At 35.7% G+C, this 20,446-nt stretch carries 13 protein-coding genes; 10 read left to right on the top strand and 3 right to left on the bottom strand.

Annotated features, from left to right (window positions below; all coding sequences use genetic code 11):
- Positions 1 to 4 precede the first annotated feature (4 nt).
- Together EDF66_RS06195 and EDF66_RS06190 are read left to right on the top strand one after the other, a co-directional pair.
- Positions 5 to 172 (top strand): FeoB-associated Cys-rich membrane protein, encoded by a 168-nt coding sequence (locus tag EDF66_RS06195; protein ID WP_021191178.1) that lies wholly within the window; start codon positions 5 to 7, stop codon positions 170 to 172.
- 281 nt (positions 173 to 453) lie between these two features.
- Positions 454 to 1,881 carry an amino acid permease gene (locus EDF66_RS06190; protein WP_132841331.1) on the top strand — a complete coding sequence of 476 codons (1,428 nt, stop codon included), beginning with the start codon at positions 454 to 456 and terminating at the stop codon, positions 1,879 to 1,881.
- A gap of 161 nt (positions 1,882 to 2,042) precedes the next feature.
- On the opposite strand, the gene EDF66_RS06185 is transcribed toward EDF66_RS06190, so the two are convergent.
- Both EDF66_RS06185 and EDF66_RS06180 read right to left on the bottom strand, forming a co-directional pair.
- The gene (locus tag EDF66_RS06185; RefSeq protein ID WP_132841330.1) at positions 2,043 to 2,900 is read right to left on the bottom strand and encodes an aminotransferase class IV; all 858 of its coding nucleotides are present in this window, start codon (positions 2,898 to 2,900) and stop codon (positions 2,043 to 2,045) included.
- Positions 2,901 to 2,913: 13 nt separating this feature from the next.
- Positions 2,914 to 3,957 (bottom strand): RluA family pseudouridine synthase, encoded by a 1,044-nt coding sequence (locus tag EDF66_RS06180; protein ID WP_021191179.1) that lies wholly within the window; start codon positions 3,955 to 3,957, stop codon positions 2,914 to 2,916.
- Between the two features lie 55 nt (positions 3,958 to 4,012).
- Between EDF66_RS06180 and EDF66_RS06175 the strand changes: the two genes are divergently transcribed.
- From EDF66_RS06175 to ppk1, 6 genes are all read left to right on the top strand, one after another.
- Positions 4,013 to 4,918 carry a 1-aminocyclopropane-1-carboxylate deaminase/D-cysteine desulfhydrase gene (locus EDF66_RS06175; protein ID WP_132841328.1) on the top strand — a complete coding sequence of 302 codons (906 nt, stop codon included), beginning with the start codon at positions 4,013 to 4,015 and terminating at the stop codon, positions 4,916 to 4,918.
- Positions 4,919 to 5,007: 89 nt separating this feature from the next.
- On the top strand, positions 5,008 to 5,571 hold the full coding sequence (locus EDF66_RS06170) for an NADPH-dependent FMN reductase (RefSeq protein ID WP_132772660.1): 564 nt from the start codon (positions 5,008 to 5,010) through the stop codon (positions 5,569 to 5,571).
- Positions 5,572 to 5,642: 71 nt separating this feature from the next.
- Entirely contained in the window at positions 5,643 to 6,221 is a 579-nt protein-coding gene (locus tag EDF66_RS06165; RefSeq protein ID WP_021191181.1) for a DJ-1/PfpI family protein, read from the top strand.
- A 153-nt stretch (positions 6,222 to 6,374) separates the two neighbouring features.
- Positions 6,375 to 6,755: a hypothetical protein gene (locus EDF66_RS06160; protein ID WP_132772658.1), complete on the top strand. Its 381-nt coding sequence runs from the start codon at positions 6,375 to 6,377 to the stop codon at positions 6,753 to 6,755.
- Between the two features lie 76 nt (positions 6,756 to 6,831).
- The gene (locus EDF66_RS06155; protein WP_132841327.1) at positions 6,832 to 12,729 is read left to right on the top strand and encodes an alpha-2-macroglobulin family protein; all 5,898 of its coding nucleotides are present in this window, start codon (positions 6,832 to 6,834) and stop codon (positions 12,727 to 12,729) included.
- Between the two features lie 132 nt (positions 12,730 to 12,861).
- Entirely contained in the window at positions 12,862 to 14,931 is a 2,070-nt protein-coding gene (gene ppk1 / locus EDF66_RS06150; protein ID WP_132841325.1) for a polyphosphate kinase 1, read from the top strand.
- A 36-nt stretch (positions 14,932 to 14,967) separates the two neighbouring features.
- Here ppk1 and guaB read toward each other — a convergent pair whose 3' ends face one another.
- Positions 14,968 to 16,443: an IMP dehydrogenase gene (gene guaB, locus EDF66_RS06145; RefSeq protein WP_021191186.1), complete on the bottom strand. Its 1,476-nt coding sequence runs from the start codon at positions 16,441 to 16,443 to the stop codon at positions 14,968 to 14,970.
- Positions 16,444 to 16,682: 239 nt separating this feature from the next.
- Here guaB and EDF66_RS06140 point away from each other — a divergent pair, with 239 nt between their 5' ends.
- Positions 16,683 to 17,156: a hypothetical protein gene (locus tag EDF66_RS06140; RefSeq protein ID WP_031289033.1), complete on the top strand. Its 474-nt coding sequence runs from the start codon at positions 16,683 to 16,685 to the stop codon at positions 17,154 to 17,156.
- Positions 17,157 to 17,396: 240 nt separating this feature from the next.
- On the top strand, positions 17,397 to 20,363 hold the full coding sequence (gene secDF, locus EDF66_RS06135; RefSeq protein ID WP_132841323.1) for a protein translocase subunit SecDF: 2,967 nt from the start codon (positions 17,397 to 17,399) through the stop codon (positions 20,361 to 20,363).
- Positions 20,364 to 20,446: the final 83 nt, after the last annotated feature.

Below are 20,446 nucleotides of genomic sequence, written 5' to 3'. Positions count from 1 at the left end.
TATTATGACGAATTTAACTATTCAATACATCATCGTTGGAGTAATCATTATCGCAGCGGTAATCTACTTTTCAAAAACGATGCGTGCTTCATTCAAAGGTAAAAAAAGTTGTGGTAAAGGTTGTGGCTGTGATATGACGCAACCGAAAGTTCAACAAAAAAATAATCTGTAATCACATTCAAATTAGAGATCATTCTTTAGTATAATATATACTCAGTATTAAAAATAAAAACCGTTGTCATGTTCGATGTCAACGGTTTTTGTATTCCATTCGGAGCTGAAATAGAAAAGTTATTTTTGTTGCTAAATAATAAAAAATTACCCTTCAGCTTTGATTAGTTGTTATTAGCTCGTATTAACATCAATACAATGCCGAATTATTGATAGATAAAAACTATATTAGTCCTATCTAATGATATCAGCCCGTATATTAACTTTATAAAAAACAATTACGTGGATCAAAATCCAAAACAAAATAACGAATTAAAAAGAGGTCTACAGAATAGACACATTCAACTGATTGCTTTAGGCGGTGCTATTGGAACAGGCCTATTTTTAGGTATCGGTAAGGCTGCTATTTTAGCGGGCCCATCTGTGATATTGGGCTATGCTTTAGCAGGAATCATTGCTTTCTTTATCATGCGCCAATTGGGCGAAATGGTTGTAGAGGAACCTGTCTCTGGGAGCTTTAGCTTTTTTGCCAATAAATACTTAGGATCTTTTGCAGGTTATGCTTCAGGATGGAATTATTGGGTGTTGTACATATTGGTAAGCATGGCAGAGCTAACTGCTATCGGTGTTTATGTGCAGTTTTGGTGGCCCGAAATACCACTCTGGACTTCCAGTCTGTTTTTCTTTTTTATCATTAATGGACTAAACCTAGCTTCTGTAAAAGTTTACGGAGAGGCCGAGTTCTGGTTTTCTATAGTAAAGGTAGCCGCGATTATAGCCATGATTTTGTTTGGTTCTTATTTGCTTATCAGTGGTACAGGCAGCCCACAATCTTCGATCAGTAATCTTTATAATGACGGGGGATTTTTCCCCAAAGGCTGGCTATCCCAAAGCAGTCATGGCACGTACGAAGGTCTACTTGCCGCGATCGCTTTGATTATGTTTTCTTTTGGTGGCTTAGAATTAGTCGGCATCACCGCCGCAGAGGCCGAAAACCCTGAAAAAAATATACCCAAAGCGACAAATCAGGTGATCTATAGAATTCTTATCTTTTATGTTGGCGCCCTTATTGTTTTGTTCTCCCTATCGCCTTGGCAACAGATTACGGCAGATACAAGTCCTTTTGTAACGGTGTTTGACTCTTTGAAAAGTTTTCAGTTTACCCTATTTGGTAAAACCATCTACGCAACAAGCTTAATTGCCAATGTGTTAAATCTAATCGTACTAACAGCAGCATTATCCGTTTATAACAGTAGTGTCTATAGCAATAGCCGTATGCTATATGGTTTAGCAAGTCAGGGCAATGCCCCGAAGTTTCTAAACAAATTAAGTAAGAACCATGTTCCTGTCAATGCCATCTTAGTTTCGGCATTATTTGCAGCTATCTGTGTTGTTATTAATAAAATTATGCCCCAGGATGCATTAGAAATATTAATGTCGTTAGTTGTTTCTTCGCTCATTATTAATTGGGTCATGATCACCGTGACACACTTCTACTTTAAAAAGGATAAAGTCCGTAGGCATATAAAAACAAAATTTCCATCTTTTCTCTTTCCGATCAGTAATTACATCTGTATTTTATTTTTAGTAGCCGTATTGGTTATCATGTGGATAACAGGAATGAAAGTACCTGTTGAACTAATTCCGATATGGATGGTCCTTCTTTATTTATCTTATCTTTTGGTGAAAAGAAACAAATCCAAACAATAAAAATATAGCGTTCATACTTTTGAACGCTTTACTTGTTTAAGATGTACAGAAATGATTCCCAAATTGATCACCACTCTCTTCAATTGTAATCATCACATAAATAAAAAAGCTTCTAAACGGTAATACCGTTTAGAAGCTTTTTATTGAATTTCTACTTTACTTTATTCAGGATCGTTGTAATTCCAGTTTTGCAATTTATTCTGCAATATTCTGGAAATTTTATTGAAATATCTTTTTTGTTTATAACCCATGACCCACTGTACCCCTTGAACAGCGTTCGTGAGAAATATCTCTTCTGCTTCTTTCATGATCTGTGGGCTTATCTGAGCTTCTACTACTTCTATTCCTTCATCAATGGCCATATCGATCACAACACGTCTCATAACACCTTCAATACAGCCTTCTGAAAGAGCAGGTGTATATAACGTTTTCTCGTAATGAACAAATATATTTGAACTCAATGCTTCGCATAAAAATCCTTCTTGATTCAATAATAAAACATCATCAAAACCCATTTTTTTCTTGTGAATTCCAGCTAAAACATAAATTTGAGAATTTAGTGATTTAATTTTTGATAAATCACTAAATGGTTTTTTATACTCGGTATACAAATCAACAATTAAACCTACTTTTTTATCCTTCAGATTAGGTTCAGGTTTCGCAACCTGAAACACGTACGAAGGTTTATTTGAATGTGGACTGTACAAACCGCCCCCATTTCTAAAAACAGTTAAGCGTATCCGGACAAGCTGACCGACCATATTATTTTTCCGTATCAGTTCCTCTACTTTAGAACGAAAGAAAAATTCATCATAAAGATTTGCATCTTCCAAATGTAAAGCGAGCATCCCTTTTTGCAACCTTTCCATATGGAAAGCTAGGAATCTGATCTCACCATCTTTAAACAGCATCGTTTCAAACAAGCCGTCGCCATAACGTACTGCCCTATTCTCAATAGAGAATATCTCTTGTTCTTCAGGTAAAATATTACCGTTAAAATTGATATATGTTGTTGGCATTTAAGTATAAATATTATTCTTCAGTTGGTTTTGATAAAGCGGCATAATTACGCCATTTCTCCAATCCTAAACGAAAATCTTCTGGTAATGGTACTTCAAATTTAATATTTTCTTTTGAAGTTGGATGTACAAAACCAATTACTTCTGCGTGAAGAGCTTGTCTAGGTAATATTTTAAAACAATTTTCTACAAACTGTTTGTATTTTGTAAATACGGTACCTTTTATAATCTTGTCTCCACCATACATGGCATCATTAAATAATGGATGACCAATAGATTGCATGTGTGCACGAATCTGATGTGTTCTTCCAGTTTCCAACTGACATTCAATTAAAGTCACATAACCTAAACGTTCTATAACCCGGTAATGGGTAACAGACCAGCGCCCATTTGCTTCACTGTCGTACATAGCCATAATACGTCTATCTTTCTGATGACGCCCTATATAACCTGTAATGGTACCATCTTCTTTAATATCACCCCATACCAGCGCAATGTATTTTCTTGTGATACTGTGATCAAAAAATTGCTTCGCCAAGTGAGTCATCGACTTTTCATTCTTCGCAATAACAAGTAATCCAGACGTATCTTTATCAATACGGTGCACTAAACCTGGACGATCAGAGTTTCCGGGTAACTGTGGCAGCTGCTGAATATGATGCGTTAAAGCATTTACCAATGTTCCATTATAGTTATTAAAACCAGGATGGACAACCATTCCTGATTCTTTGTTGACGATCAATACATCATTATCTTCATAAATGATATCCAAGGGAATATCTTCGGGATATACTTCGGTATCTCTTGGGGGATCGGGCAAGACAACAGTGATCACATCAAATGGTCTCACTTTGTAGCTTGCCTTTACAGGCTTTTCGTTCACTAATACGGACTCCGCTTCAATAGCTGCCTGAATTTTATTTCGAGATGCATTCTCTACTCTATTCATCAGAAACTTATCGATGCGCAGTAACGCTTGTCCTTTATCTACCTCTATACGCAAATGTTCAAATAACTCTTGATCATCTTGCTCTTGTAACTCTAAATTTTCAGCCATCGTACAAAAATAACCTAATTCATACAAATTCTACTAACTTTGTACATTAAAGTGTATGATATCTTTTAATTTTTATAGTCCCGAACAAAAAATTAGTTTTCCAGACTGGGGAAAAAAAACTATTGATGTCTCTATAAAGCGTGATGACATGATCCATCCGTTTATTTCAGGTAATAAATGGCGGAAATTAAAATTTAATTTGGAGCGTGCATTAGCAGAAAATAAAAACCATTTGGTCACTTTTGGCGGTGCATGGTCTAACCACATTTTGGCAACAGCTTGCGCCGGTGCTACCTTTGGTCTAAAAACAACAGCCTTTTTACGGAGTGACCCTGGAATAAATAATCCGCTCATCGCCATGTGTCGATTATTTGGGATGGAAATTATCTATACTGATCGTACCGAATTTAAAAATAAGCAAGTTCTGTTTGATAAACATTTCAGTAATAACTCAAATGCTTATTTTATAGATGAGGGAGGTCATGGACCGCTTGGTTCTAAAGGATGCGAAGAAATTATAGCATCACTACAGGAATCTTACGATCATATTTTTTGCGCCTGCGGTACTGGGACTACCCTCGCAGGATTACAACACGGTGTAGCGGCATCTGGATTACAAACTGTTGTCCATGGTGTACCTGTCTTAAAAGGAGGAGATTTTATTCATGATGAAGTGCACAAAATATATCCTAGCGATCCTGTTGCAACCCTTCATACTGGATATCATTTTGGAGGATACGCGAAAACTAAACCCGAACTTTTACGGTTCATTGAAAAATTTGTTTCCAATACAGGAATCATGATCGAACCAACTTATACAGGTAAACTCTTTTTTGCGGTTAATGATTTGATTTCTCAAGATTACTTTAAACCTGATGCACGCATTTTGGTTATTCATACCGGAGGGTTAACTGGCTTTCTGGGCATGTATGAACGTTTTAATCTTGATCTAGGTCAATAAATAACTATTTTGGAACCTTTCAAACATTATTTTGACATTTTCATAAAATTAATATTGTACGTTTGAACATCAAATAATAAAAGCTCAAAATGAAAATATTAGCATTTGCTGCTAGTAACAGCAGAAATTCAATTAACAAAACTTTCGTTACTTCAGTTTCTAAATATTATAAAGAAGTAGACGATGTAATCGATATATTAGATTTGAATGATTACGAAATGCCCTTGTATTCTATTGATAGAGAAATAGAGTCTGGCATTCCACAATTAGCATTAGATTTCGCGTCAAAAATTGATGAATCCGATTTTTTATTGATATCGATTGCAGAATACAATGGTTCTTACAATGTTGGTTACAAAAACATCATCGATTGGGTATCCAGAATTGCAGGTCGTAAAACGTTCAATGGAAAACCTGTTTTTCTATTAGCTACTAGCCCAGGACCTATGGGTGGATCTACTGTTTTAAATACAGCCGTAAATAGAATCACTTGGGATGGGGCAGAAGTTTTGGACTCATTCTCCTTACCTGAATTTGGAAATAATTTCGAAAGCGGAAAAGGAGTTACAAATATTCAACATAGAAGTAAGTTAGAAGCTAAAGTACGAGCAACTAAACGTGCTTTAAAAGAGAGAACGGCAAAGCTAGTTTAACCATAACTTAACAGAAAAAGTCATAGTCGTCTCTGACTTTTTTGTATCTTGGAGAGATAAAAAACAAATTTATGGCAAAGAAAATATTATTACTTGTTGGCGATTTCGTAGAAGACTACGAAGCAATGGTTCCTTTTCAGGCTATGGGTTCTCTAGGTATTGATGTTGATGCTGTAGCACCAGATCGCAAAAAAGGTGATGTAGTACCTACTGCAGTTCATGATTTCACAGGTGACCAAACCTATAAGGAATTACGTGGACACAATTTTGGAATCAATAAAGATTTTGATACCATTAATGTAGAAGAGTATGATGGTCTGTATATAGCGGGAGGCCGGTCTGCAGAGTATATCCGACTGAACAAACGTGTATTAGAAATAACAAAGTATTTTTTTGACAACAATAAGCCCGTTGCGGCGATCTGTCATGGCATACAAGTTTTAACAGCAGCAAAAGTACTCCAAGGACGTACATTAACGGCGTATGTAGCTGTAGGACCAGACATCGAACTTGCTGGCGGAACATGGAAAAACATCCCCGCAGATCAAGCGATTGTAGATGGAAATTTAGTAACATCACCTGCTTGGCCAGGTCATCAAGCTATTCTTAAGGAATTTTACAAACTATTAGGAATTACAATAGCAATTTAATTACAATACGTTTAAGGAAGCTATCAAGATCGTGAAATAAGTAAGGATATAAATTTCTTGCTCATGATAGCTTCATTACCATTACAAAAACAACTCGAGTACGCTGAGCTTACTGATACAAATGGAAGCTTACACTCATAATGAATAAGTTTAATGAAAAAAAATAAACGGGTATGGTTAATTATCATACCTATTCTAGCAATTCTAGCCTTCATGTTAAAGGATTCTTTAACACAAAAAAGCATTGAAGATCTACCTGGCGAATTTAAAGAGGTTGCATTTGTAAGAAATGAGCAAAATAAAGGCGGTATCATACGCATATATGCAATTTCTGTTGGCAAACCTGATGAAGCAGATTATAAGGCCTGCATAGATTTACTACCGGTAAATGATTATGGAAGCTCAACTACGGCTTACTTTTTTGATAAAAATACGCCCTATCCTACTTCACTAACTATAGAAGCTCCCCACTATGATGGGAAGAAGTTTCAAGCGATTCAAATTTCAAAAAAATCGGGTATGGATAAAAAATAAAAAGGAACAATAAATTCTTTATATTTAAAGAGAATACGCATTGTATTCTCTTTTTTTATTTTCTATAGGTTTTATCATGAAAAAAATACTCCTTTTCATATACTCATTATTGTGCTTATCGCATTCATATGCACAAAAGAAAAACAATCTTGCTCCCTTATGGATGCAGATTGACAGTCTGGCTGATAATCAATTTTGGAAAGAGATCTCTCCTATTCTTGCTAAGGTAGAAGCCGAAGCAGTAAAAAGAAATTGGTATGATGAACAGGTCAAAGCTTTTCTATATCGCCAAAAGATAAACATGCAGACTTCAGATGATTCGGATATAAAATTAAAAGTCATTCAAGAATTTGATATCAAAATTAAACAGCTCGAGAATAAAACCGCGAAAGCCATTTTAACCATTCAACAGGCCCGTAATTATAACGATTATTTCATCAGTAATTATTACAGCATTAATCAGCGTACTGAAGTACAAAACGATGTTAATAACGATTTTACTTTCTGGACAAGTAAACAATTTGAAGATAAAATCAAATCCTTATATCAAAATGCCTTAATAGAAAAAGACATGCTCTTGCATGAACCAAAAGAAAAATGGAGTAAACTCATTGAATCACCACAGCAGTCCTATCTGCCAACGCTATACGATATTGCAGTTTATGATTATATCGATCTCCTTCAACAAAATCAGCCCTACCAGATCTCTTCAGCTAGAAATCAAAAAGATAGTAATACCAAAATTGTCGATAGCTTATACCACGATCTTATAAAAATCCATGAGGGCAAAAATATAGATGCCTATTTATTTAATCAATACCAATTATTGCGTAGCAAAAATAATCCGGATTCTTCCAGATTACAAATTCTTGAAAATTGGATCGCAAAATATAAGCAGTCCCCACTCAAAGAAATTATGATTGTAGATTATATCAACATCTACAAAAACAAGGCAAATATTGTCGCGGTAAATCAACAAGAACAAATAAATATCTTACTAAGAAAAATAGAAACGTATTTACCGCTTGCGGACAGTGCTCATACAAAAACCTATCTATCAACAGTCCGTCAAAATATATTAAAACCAGAAATTCTTCTTGAATCGAAGGAATTTAATACCGCGAATAAAGAGGCATTAATGAAAGTGACACACCGAAATGTCAGTAAGATATTCTATAAAATAATACGTCCAAGAAATATCTTAGATCGTTTTCAATCCGAAATTAACAACGCTAATGATAGTACATTATGGAACAATATCCACACTTTCACCAAAAATAACAACGTTGTAAAGGAAGGCTTTTTTGATCTTAAAGATTTTAAAGATCAAGTAAGTCACGAGACAACTTTGCTAATCCCTGCACTTGATGCAGGTTCTTATACCATCGTATATGCTTCCTCTCCATTTGAAAACGAATACAATGAAAAAAACTGCTATGGTTATCTAAAATTAAATTTTAGCAAATACGCAATGTTGCAAGATGATCAAGTTGTACTGATCGTAAACCGGGAAACAGGTACACAACAATCCAATGCCTCATTGAAATTTTACAACTTACGTCAAGATAAGTTTGAACTACAATCAACTGAAGCGACAAATAAGAATGGTGTTTTTAACAATAAAAATCAAAATAGAAATCTTTTTTTAAGGATTAATGATGAACCTGTATTCATCCCCTTCAATTCATACTATTATCCTCAAGTTGATCATAAAGAAGACGCACATTACGATGCAAAAATATTTACGGATAGATCGATCTATAGACCGGGCCAGATTGTCTATTTCAAAGCAATCGTATATAAGAATTACGAAAAGATTAAATACGCAACTATGGCTGATAAACGCATCGTTGTGGGATTATACGATACAAATAATCAACGTGTTGATGAAAAAACATTGGTCACCAATGATTTTGGATCAATAGCAGGATCATTTATCTTAAATACAGGTAATGTAACAGGTCAGTATTATATACAGATTACTGGTGATGGCATAAACCAAAATTACAGCTTCAGTGTAGAAGAATATAAACGTCCAAAATTTGAAGTTACTTTTGACGAATTTAAAGATAAGAAATCATTAGGTGACTCCATTTCTATAACAGGAAAAGCTATATCTTTTAGCGGTGTTCCTATAGCTAATGCCACGGTGGCATATTCGGTCAACAAAGTTGAAAATAGAATAAGACCTTTCGATGTATATGATAGAATTATCGATCGCACATTTAGCGAGACAATCAAAATAGATACCATACGAACTGATAACGAGGGAAATTTTATCATTAGTTTCAAAAGTGAAATACCACAAGATTTTAACAGCAAGTGGCGAGTTACCCAATCATTCAACATCAATGCCTCAGTAATGGATGCTACTGGTGAAACCAATGAAAGTACCACCCGTTTAACTATCGGAAATATTCCCTTTACTTTACAGATAGATGCACCAGAACAAATTGATGCAAATGATCTGGATTCGATTACAATAAGTGCACAAAACCTATCTGGACAAAAAGTACCTGCAAAAGGTAAATTTATACTAAAAAAACGAATAGAAAATAAACGTCTTATTGTCTCCCCGTCATTCTATATTGCGCATGACTTTAGTTACTACAATAGCATTCCTAAGGATGAATTTTTACAGAAGTTCCCCTATGAACCTTACGGAATTGAATATAAAAAAGAAGAGGATTTTACGGTGGTTTACGAGGCAGATTTTGATCTTTCCCAATCAAATAAAATAAAACTTCCAAACAGCAGTAGTTTTGCAGGAAAATATAAATTGGAAGCAATTTCAATTGTTGCGGAAGATACTATTCGTAGTGAGCGGATGATTGAAATCAACAATTCACGGCTACAATCAGATGAAAAATCACCTTTGACCGTTACTGCTGACAAAGCTAATTATCAACTAGCTGACAAGGCTAAAATAAGTCTGGAAACGGATTTTGATTCTCTTCATCTCAACATGACTTCTTCCGAAGATGAAAAAATAGATTTTAAAGTCGTTTCAAAAACGAAAACAACAATTCAAGTTGAAATTCCTAAAACCATCAAGAATAGTTTGGTATTGAATTTCACTGGTGTTAAAAATGGACAGCTTTTCACTAAAACTTTGGTATTGCCAATACAACAATATAGCCCATCGCTAACAATAGAAACAAAAACTTTCAGAAATAAACTGTATCCTGGACAAAAAGAAACTTGGGAATTGGTCATTAAAGGAAAAAAAGGGGAGCAGATTGCATCAGAGCTTTTGGTGAATATGTATGACGCATCTTTAGACAAACTTAAAAATGTGACCAGCAATGATTTTTCATTTCCTCTAAATCCTTATTCATATCCTTCTTATAGAGCCTGGTATTATACCAATAATCTCAGCAGAAGTACTTTCATCCAAAATTTTGGCGAATTGAATTTTAACACAGCACTAGATTACGATCGATTTAAGAATTTTGGATTCAATATCAATAATTATGATTTTGGCCGTACCAGAAGAATGTCCCCTACTGGATCACTTAGAATCCGAGGTACAGTAGCAAAACAGGCGGCTGGAGCAGTCCAAGAAGATCTTATGCTCGCAGATGCAGCATCTCCTGTAATGGAAGAGGTAGTCGTAGTCTCCAGTCAAGCAGAAATCGACAAAAATAAAGGCGATAATCCAATTCAGATTCGGAAAAATCTACAGGAAACAGCTTTCTTCTTACCTCAACTACGAACAGATAAAGATGGTCATGCGGTGTTCAGCTTTGATTCTCCAGAAAGTTTAACCCGCTGGAAGTTTATGGCAATCGCGCATAGTAAAGAATTAGCTATAGGTACCTACACTAATTTTGTTGAAACACAAAAAGATCTGATGATTGTACCCAATATGCCACGTTTCTTTAGAGAAGCAGATCAAATAACAATCAAAGCAAAGGTCAATAACTTGTCTGCAAATGATTTAAAAACCTCTGTTTCGCTAGAAATGTTTGATGCAATTACCATGGCGCCCCTAGATCTTAACATTCCAATAAAACAAATTACGGTAATTGCTAAAGGCAGTGAAAATACGAGCTGGGAAATTACGATCCCTAAAAATATTGAAGCAATCACCTACCGTATCGTGGCAAAAGGAGGTAACTTCTCTGACGGTGAAGAATCCACTATTCCTGTTCTAAAAAACAGTATGTTAGTCACAGAAACTTTACCTATTGCTGTAAGAGAAGGTCAGTCGAAATCTTTTGAAATGAAAAGTTTACAACAGGGCTCGTCTACTTCCGAACCATACCGCTATACAGTAGAATTAACAAGCAATCCGATCTATCATGCCTTATTTGCGCTACCCTATGTCAATGAGTATCCATATGAATCATCAGAATCAATTTTCAGTAAATTCTATCTAAATTCATTTTCTGCACATCTGGTCAATCAGCACCCAAAAATAAAGCCTGTATTTGAACAATGGAAAGGTAAACAGCAACTTCAATCAAATTTACGTATCAATGAGGAATTGAAAACAATTATGATACAGGAAACACCTTGGTTAAAAGATGCAATTAATGAGGAAGAAACAATGAAGAACATTGCACATCTATTTGATCAGAATACGCTTAAAAATACATTAAAAACAGACGTCGCGAAACTTGCTGCTTTGCAATCATCCGGTGGAGGGTTTTCATGGTATCCTGGAGGTAATGAGAATTTCCAGGTCTCCACCTATATCCTTGAGGGCATCAATAAATTAAATGCGAAAGGCATCATTGCTGAATTTGATTTGACAAATATGGTTAAACCGATCATCACGAAAGGCTTCGCATTTTTAGACAATGAGATTTTACATAATTGGTCCCGTTTTCAGCAAGACAATAAGATGAAACCTAATATTGATCAAGGAATCGAATATCTCTTCGTAAGAAACAGTTATTCGCCTGAAGATAAAAATACGCAACTGGAACCAGCTATTGCATATTTTCTAAAAGAGATAGATAAAAATAAACTAACATATAGTATTAGCACGCAAGCCAAAGTAGCCCTTATTTTAAATCGCTACAACTTAAAGGAATCTGCTGCACTAGTCATCAAACAATTGCAACAAAAATCTATTGAATCTGTTGAAAAAGGTATGTACTGGAATCAAAATCAACCTGGCTGGTCTTGGTACGAAGCACCAATTGAGACACAAGCCCAACTGATAAGAGCATTTGACGAAGTAAGTCAAGATAAAAAAGCAATTGAAAATATGAAGATCTGGTTGATCAAAAATAAACAAGTACGACACTGGAATTCAACTAAAGCGACCGTCGCTGCTGTTGATGCCTTGATCAACTATGGCGAAAACTGGCTAGATGCTCCAGAAGGTCTTACCATAAAAGTCGCTGGTAAACCATTAGATGAAACACAAATATCGAAACAAATCGGTTCTGGTTACAGGAAAGAAAGTTGGATGAAAAAAGAAATTAAACCTGAATTAGGGAAAGTTGAAATCTCAAAAGCAAGTCCTGGCATAGCATTAGGAGGTTTGTATTACCAGTATTTTGAACAATTAGATCAGATACGGTCCGCCTCATCAACCATTAGCTTACAAAAAGAGCTTTATCTCAAGAAAATTGAACAGTTGAAAGAAGTACTAGTCCCTATAACAGCAGCAACACCTATTCAACTTGGAGATATTGTGAAAGTACGGATTTTGATAAAAAGTGATAGAAATCTATCATTCGTACACCTCAAAGATATGCGAGCATCTGGGTTTGAGCCAACAAATGTAACATCAACCTATAAATACAAACAAGGTTTTGGTTATTATGAAAGCACCAAAGACGCTGCAACGAATTTTTTTATCGATTATTTACCACAAGGAAGCTACGTATTTGAATATGAGTTAAGAGCAAATAATGCGGGTATATTTTCAAATGGAATAACAACTATTCAAAATCTATATGCGCCAGAAATGTCATCACATTCGACAGGTATTCAAATCAAAATAACGGATAACTAGGTCACTTAATAGTATTAAAGAGGTGTTACTACATATATATTTAACAATTATTTAATACTATTAAAATACTACATTAATTAAGTAAATTTACATTTGAGGCTAATCGCATAAATAAGAAGTATTAAAAAAAATATGGCACGAAAATTCATTCCTAGAGATGTCAGCTGGTTAAGTTTTAATAGCAGAGTTCTACAGGAAGCGGCTGATGAAACAGTACCTCTTCCTTCTAAAATAAAATTCTTAGGCATATTTTCTAATAACCTAGACGAATTTTTTAGAGTACGCATACCGGGGCTAAAACGCGCAATAGATATTAAAGACAAAGAGGCTAATACATCCTTTTTTGAAGACCCACAAATTATACTGGATGAAGTCAATACGATTGTTATAAAACAGCAAAAAAAGTTTGATAATTTTTGGGCGCTTATACAAAAAGAGATGGCGCAACAGCATGTATATATCAAAGATGCAAGTCAGCTCAACCTCAAACAAGAAGAATTTGTTCGCAATTTCTATTCAGAAGATGTCGAGTCGAACGTCATTCCATTATTGCTCGATGATAGTCGTCCTATGCCCTATCTTCGCGATAAAAGTCTTTACTTAGGAATTTCCATGCGCAAACAGGAATGGGAATATGAAACAAGATTTGCCATAATCGAAATTCCAACTACGCTAAATGGTCGTTTTGTAATCTTACCCGCCTCAGCGAAGGAAAAACATATTATTTTACTAGAAGACATCATTAAATTCAATCTACCTTATATCTTTTCTTATTTTGGATTCGACGAATTTCATGCGCATGTCTTCAAAATAACTAAAGATGCAGAATTTGATATTGATAATGATATCAATACCACATTAGCAGAGAAAATATCAAAAGGGATAAAAAACAGAAGAAAAGGTAAAACAACACGCTTTATCTTTGATAAAGAAATGGACCCTAGGTTAGTCGAATTTTTAATCAAAAAATTACAATTAACGAAAAAAGATAATATCATACCCGGGCAGAAAATCCATAATTTCAAACATTTTATGGACTTCCCTAATGTATTTAAGCAACCAAACCTGCCTATTACAAACCCAGCATTTACACATCCTCAGCTGAACAAAACACAAAGGATTACCGATATCATTATCAAAAAAGATATCTTGCTATCATTTCCTTATCACACTTTTCGTCCAGTAATCGATCTGCTCCGCGAAGCGGCAATGGATCCAGATGTTAAGACCATTCAAATCACAGCATATCGCCTCGCATCAAATAGTAAAATCGTCAATGCGTTGATTAATGCGGCACGAAATGGAAAAGATGTAACAGTAATGCTTGAACTACAGGCACGATTTGATGAAGAGAATAATCTATTTTGGAAAGAGAAACTTGAACTTGAGGGTATTCGGGTTTTAACTGGTGTTCCTAATAAAAAGGTACATGCAAAACTCTGCATCATTAAAAAAAGAGTTGGTGCCAAAACCATTCAATATGGTTTTGTAAGTACAGGGAACATCAATGAAAAAACAGCAAAACTATATGGAGATTACTGTTTATTGACCAGCAATAGAAGTGTCATGGCAGATATAAACAAAGTCTTTCATTTCCTAAAAAAGCCAAAAAGCAATCCAGCTGAAGTCATTAAAAACTGCAATAGCCTACTCATCTGCCCTACAGATATGCGTAATGGAATTATTCATTATATCGATAAAGAAATTGAGGAGGTTAAAGCTGGAAGAAAAGCGCGTATCATCTTAAAGGTGAACTCGCTCAGTGATCGGATACTGATTAAGAAATTATATGATGCCGCCGAAGCAGGTGTACAGCTTGATCTCATTGTAAGAGGTATCTATTGCGCCACAAATCAAACAAAATTTAAAAGAGCAATCAATGCTATCAGCATCGTTGACGAATTTTTAGAACATGCTCGTGTGATGTATTTTTATGCTACTGGAAAAGAAGTGACCTATATCTCTTCAGCAGATTGGATGACGAGAAACTTGGATCACCGTATAGAGGCTGCTGTAAAAATTAACAGTAAGAAAATAAGGGATGAAATTAAAGATATGTTGCAGATCCAGCTGCGCGATAATGTAAAAGCCCGTATTTTGAACAATGAACTCAATAATCGGTACGTTGAAAATGACAAGGAGTCTTGTCGCTCACAAATTGAAATCTATAATTATCTCAGGAAAAAAACAGACGAGGTATAAAAAAAGGTCAGCGATTGAATCGCTGACCTTTTTTTATTAACCTCTACTATTGTAGTTAGGAGCTTCTTTTGTAATCGAAATATTATGTGGATGAGATTCACGTAATCCAGCACCAGTAATACGTACAAATTGTGCTTCTTGCAGCTTTTCAATTGTAGCTGCTCCACAATAGCCCATTGATGCCTTCAATCCGCCCATGTATTGATATACAACCTCAGCTAACGTCCCTTTATATGGAACGCGACCAACAATACCCTCAGGAACTAATTTCTTGATATCATCTTCAACGTCTTGGAAGTAACGATCTTTAGATCCTTTTTCCATCGCTTCGATAGATCCCATTCCGCGGTATGATTTAAATTTACGTCCTTCGTAAATGATCGTTTCTCCCGGAGCTTCTTCAACACCTGCAAATAATGATCCGGCCATAATGGTATAAGCACCAGCTGCAATTGCTTTTGCGATATCACCTGTTTGTTTTATACCACCATCAGCGATCAATGGAACACCAGTGCCTTTTAATGCCTTTGCTACTTCATAGATGGCGTACAACTGAGGCACTCCAACACCAGCAATAATACGTGTTGTACAGATTGAACCTGGTCCGATACCTACTTTTACAGCGTCAGCACCGGCTTCTGCTAATGCTTTTGCAGCTGCACCTGTAGCAATATTACCAACAATAACCTGTAAGTCAGGGAATGTTGCTTTCACCAATTTCAATTTATCAATTACACCTTTTGAATGACCGTGTGCAGTATCAATAGTAATCACATCAACACCAGCTTTTACTAAAGCCTCTACACGATCTAAAGTATCTGGTGTGACACCAACTGCACCACCAACCAATAAACGACCGTGCGTATCTTTAGCTGCATTTGGATAATGTTTGTATTTTTGAATATCTTTAAAAGTAATAAGACCTTTTAATATACCTTCATTATCAACAACTGGAAGTTTTTCAATCTTATGATCTTGTAAAATTTCTTCTGCTCGTACTAAATCTGTCCCTTCTGGTGCAGTAACAAGATTGTCTTTCGTCATTAACGAAGAGATCGGTTGACTCATGACTTTTTGGAAACGTAAATCACGGTTCGTTACAATACCAACTAACTTGCCTTTTTCATCTATTACAGGAATGCCGCCAATCTTATGATCTTTCATAATTTTAAAAGCATCTCCTACTGTTGCAGTTTGCAATAAAGTTACAGGATCTTGAATCATACCGCTTTCTGAACGCTTTACTTTACGTACTTCAGCAGCCTGCTCTGCAATCGTCATGTTCTTATGCAACATACCAATACCGCCGGCTTGTGCGATAGCAATAGCTAAATCAGCGCCCGTCACCGTGTCCATAGCCGCAGATACTAATGGAATATTTAATTTGATTTTTTTTGTCAGAAAAGTACTTGTATCAACATCACGTGGTAAAACTTCAGAATAAGCTGGAATTAATAATACGTCGTCGTAGGTAAGTCCTTCTGCTACGAATTTTTGTGGATCTAATTGCATGGCAAATATGTATTGGGTTCTCTATTTGCCAGGCAAAATTAAGTATTTTCAGCGAAATATAAAAATTAATTTCACTAATTACATTTAAATGATTATCCTAACATGCAGTTAACAGCTCATTCTCATTAGCTTAATCATGCAACCTTATCAAACAGCCAACATTCCGGCATCGTGCGTAACAACTTTTGGCAGGTTATTTGCATAAGATGTCTAAATTGAATTTATATAAAACACATATTATGAAAAAAGTATTACTATCGGTAGCAGCTGTTGCCATATTAGCTCTAGGAGCACAGGAGGCAAAAGCACAATCACCACAACGCGCTGCAATTGGTGTTGTATTTGACGGTACAGCAGGCGATTTATGGGGTGTTCAGTACAAACAGTCTATGGGAGGCGCAAACAATGGACAAGCACAAATTATGTTCGATGACAATGTGGTTGCTGTAGGAGCAGATTACCAATATGCAAGACCATTTTCTGGTGCTAAAGGATTAGGATGGTATGCAGGTGTTGGTGCACAGTTATCTTTTGTTGACGCAGGTGACAATATTACTCTTGTAGCACTTCGTCCTCAATTAGGTCTAGAATTTAAAATTCCGGCTGCACCTATCGGTTTTCACGCAGATTGGAAACCAGATTGGAGATTAAACCACAATAGTGACTTTGATGCATCTACTTTTTCTTTCGGTATCAAATACACGTTGAGATAAATAAAACAGTACATTTTTATAGAAAAAGCCTCCCAAACGGGAGGCTTTTTCTATTAGATTGCATAGCAATATCGTATTCATTGCAATTTAATCGCTTTTTATCATAAGCTTAATCAAATAAAGCTTTTCATTTTACAAAATTTTTATACCTTTGGCATTCTTGGAGAATTGTAATTTTCATACAAGAATGAGTTATCAATTATATCATATAATATCAAACTAATACACTAAAAACAGACGATGCAAGGTAAAGGGCTGATTAAATTTTTGGTGATAGCGGTATCTATAGCATGTCTATACGCCCTATCATTCACTTTTGTAACCCGCAAAGTTGAGCGTGATGCTGAGAATTATGCACAAGGAGATATGGCACGTGAAAAATCGTACCTAGACTCTATCGCTGGCGAGGTTGTTTACAATTTAGGTTTTGCAAAATACACCTATAGAGAAGCTAAAGCACAAGAACTTGCTTTAGGACTTGATCTAAAAGGGGGTATGAACGTTACGATGGAAATCTCAATCGATGAGTTGATTCGTAACTTAGCAGATAATCCTAAAGACGAGAAATTCAATGCTGCACTTGCAGCTGCTATTTCGAAAAGTAAAACAAGTCAAAAATCTCTAGTTAATTTATTCATTGAAGAATATAAAGCTGCAGGTAGTACGACTCCACTTTCAACTTATTTCGCGACTAAAGATAATGCATCTTTAATCAAAGCGGGGGACTCTGATGCACAATTGGAATCTTTTTTACAAAAAGAAGCTGATAATGCTATCCAAAACTCATACAAAGTACTTCGTACACGTATTGATAAATTTGGAGTTGCTTCTCCTAACATCCAGATTCAACAAGGTACAAATCGTATTTTGATCGAACTTCCAGGTGTTAACGATGAACAACGCGTCCGTAAATTATTACAAGGATCAGCTAAATTAGAGTTTTACGAAACTCATGCTAATCAAGAAGTGTATCCTTTATTGGAAAACATCAATAAAACTTTGTCTGCAACTTTAAAAGTTGCTTCTACAGATGATAAAGCAACAACAGATTCGACTAAAAAGTCTGATGACTTATTAGCGAACCTTGGTGCTAATAAAAACACAAAAGATAGCGCTGCTGCTAAATTGTCGCAAGAAAATCCATTATTTGATGTTTTGAGACCTGCTGTTTACATGGGTGAGAATCAACAAATGGCTTTAATGCCTGGCGCAATGGTAGGTAGTGCAGATTTAAAGGATACTGCCAAAGTAAATGCTTTTTTAAACAGACCTGAGGTTAAATCTATTATCCCTGGAAATCTAAAATTGTTATGGTCAGTAAAACCAGAAGCTAAAACACCAAATATCCTTTCTTTATATGCAATCAGACCTGCAGGGGTTGATAATGGCCCAGTATTAACTGGTGATGTTATTACCAATGCGCGTGATGAGTTTAATGAGAGAAATGAACCCGTTGTTTCCATGCAGATGAACAGCGACGGTGCTCGTGAGTGGAAAAAAATTACAGCTAAAGCAGCACAAGGTCACCAATCGATCGCTATCGTTCTTGACAATGTAGTCTATTCTGCACCTGGCGTTAATGAAGAAATCGCTGGTGGTAATTCATCTATCTCTGGTTCTTTCACAGTTGAAGATACAAAGGATTTAGCGAACGTACTAAAAGCTGGTCGCTTACCAACTACCGCTAAAATCGTTGAAGAAGCGATCGTAGGTCCTACTTTAGGACAATCGGCTATTGATTCTGGTGTGAATTCAGCAGTTATCGGTATTGTGCTTGTTCTTGTATTCATGATTGCATACTATAACACTGCAGGTTTAGTAGCAAACATTGCTGTTCTTATAAACGTATTCTTTATCATGGGGGTATTGGCATCGCTGAATGCAGTATTAACACTCCCAGGTATCGCGGGTATCGTATTAACGATGGGTACTGCGGTGGATGCCAACGTCCTAATTTACGAACGTATACGTGAAGAATTAGCCGGTGGAAAATCAATCCGTCAAGCGGTTGCAGATGGTTACAAACACGCATTACCTTCGATCTTAGATTCACAGATTACAACATTCTTAGTTGGGTTGGTATTATTCTTCTTCGGAACAGGTCCAATTTTAGGATTTGCAACCACATTAATGGTGGGTATTATCACTTCATTATTCACAGGTATATTCCTTACTCGCATTATTTTTGAGTGGATGTTAGAACGTGATATGAAAATTAAAGTTTCTTTCCCTTGGTCTGCGAAAACATTGCAAAATGCAAATTTCCAATTCATCAAGAAAAGAAAAGGCCTTTACATCGTTTCTATTGTAATTGTTATCGCTTGTTTCGCATCAATCTTTATTAAAGGCTTTAGCCAAGGTGTAGATTTTCAAGGTGGACGTACTTATACCATCCGCTATGATAAACCAGTTGATTTGGAAGCTGTGCGTCAAAACTTAGATGATGCTTTCCAGAAAACAACTGAAGTTAAAGTCTTTGGTGCTGCAAATCAAGTACGTGTAACAACAACTTACCATGTAGAAGAGACTTCTGATGAAGCAGATAAAGAAGTCTTAACTAAATTGAATGACGGATTATCGAAGGTAGATGCAAGCAACAAATATGAGATTCTTTCTTCTCAGAAAGTTGGTCCTAGTATCGCGACAGATATGAAAGCAAGATCAATTTATGCAACTATCTTTGCGTTATTAATCATTGCGGTTTATATCCTAGTGCGTTTCCGTAAATGGCAATATTCAGCAGGTGCGGCAATCGCAACTGTACATGATGCCATCATTGTATTAGGTTTGTTCTCTATTTTAGATGGTATTGTTCCATTCTCATTAGATATTGATCAGCATTTTATTGCCGCTATTCTAACGGTATTAGGTTATTCAGTGAATGATACTGTAGTGGTATTTGACCGTATCCGTGAAGATGTAAACAAACCAAATGCTTTAAATAAAGATTTTGGTGAAACGATCAACCACGCCATAAATACAACATTAAGTAGAACGGTTATTACATCATTGACGATTGTATTCGTATTAGCAGTATTATTTATTTTCGGTGGTGAAGTTATCAGAGGTTTCTCTTTCGCGATCTTAATTGGTATTATTGTAGGTACTTATTCATCTATATTCTTAGCTGCACCAGCAGTATATGATTTAAGTAAAGGAAAACACTTCGAAGAAGCTCCTAAAAAGGCAGAACCGGTAACTCCTTAGTAAAAAATCAAAACGTTTAAAAAAGGCTTTCAGATAAAACTGAAAGCCTTTTTTATTTTACAATAAATCAACCAAATACTTGT

The organism is Sphingobacterium sp. JUb20 (genome assembly GCF_004342035.1).
GTDB classification, from domain to species: Bacteria; Bacteroidota; Bacteroidia; order Sphingobacteriales; family Sphingobacteriaceae; genus Sphingobacterium; species Sphingobacterium anhuiense.
This window is presented reverse-complemented; position numbering and strand designations above follow the sequence as displayed.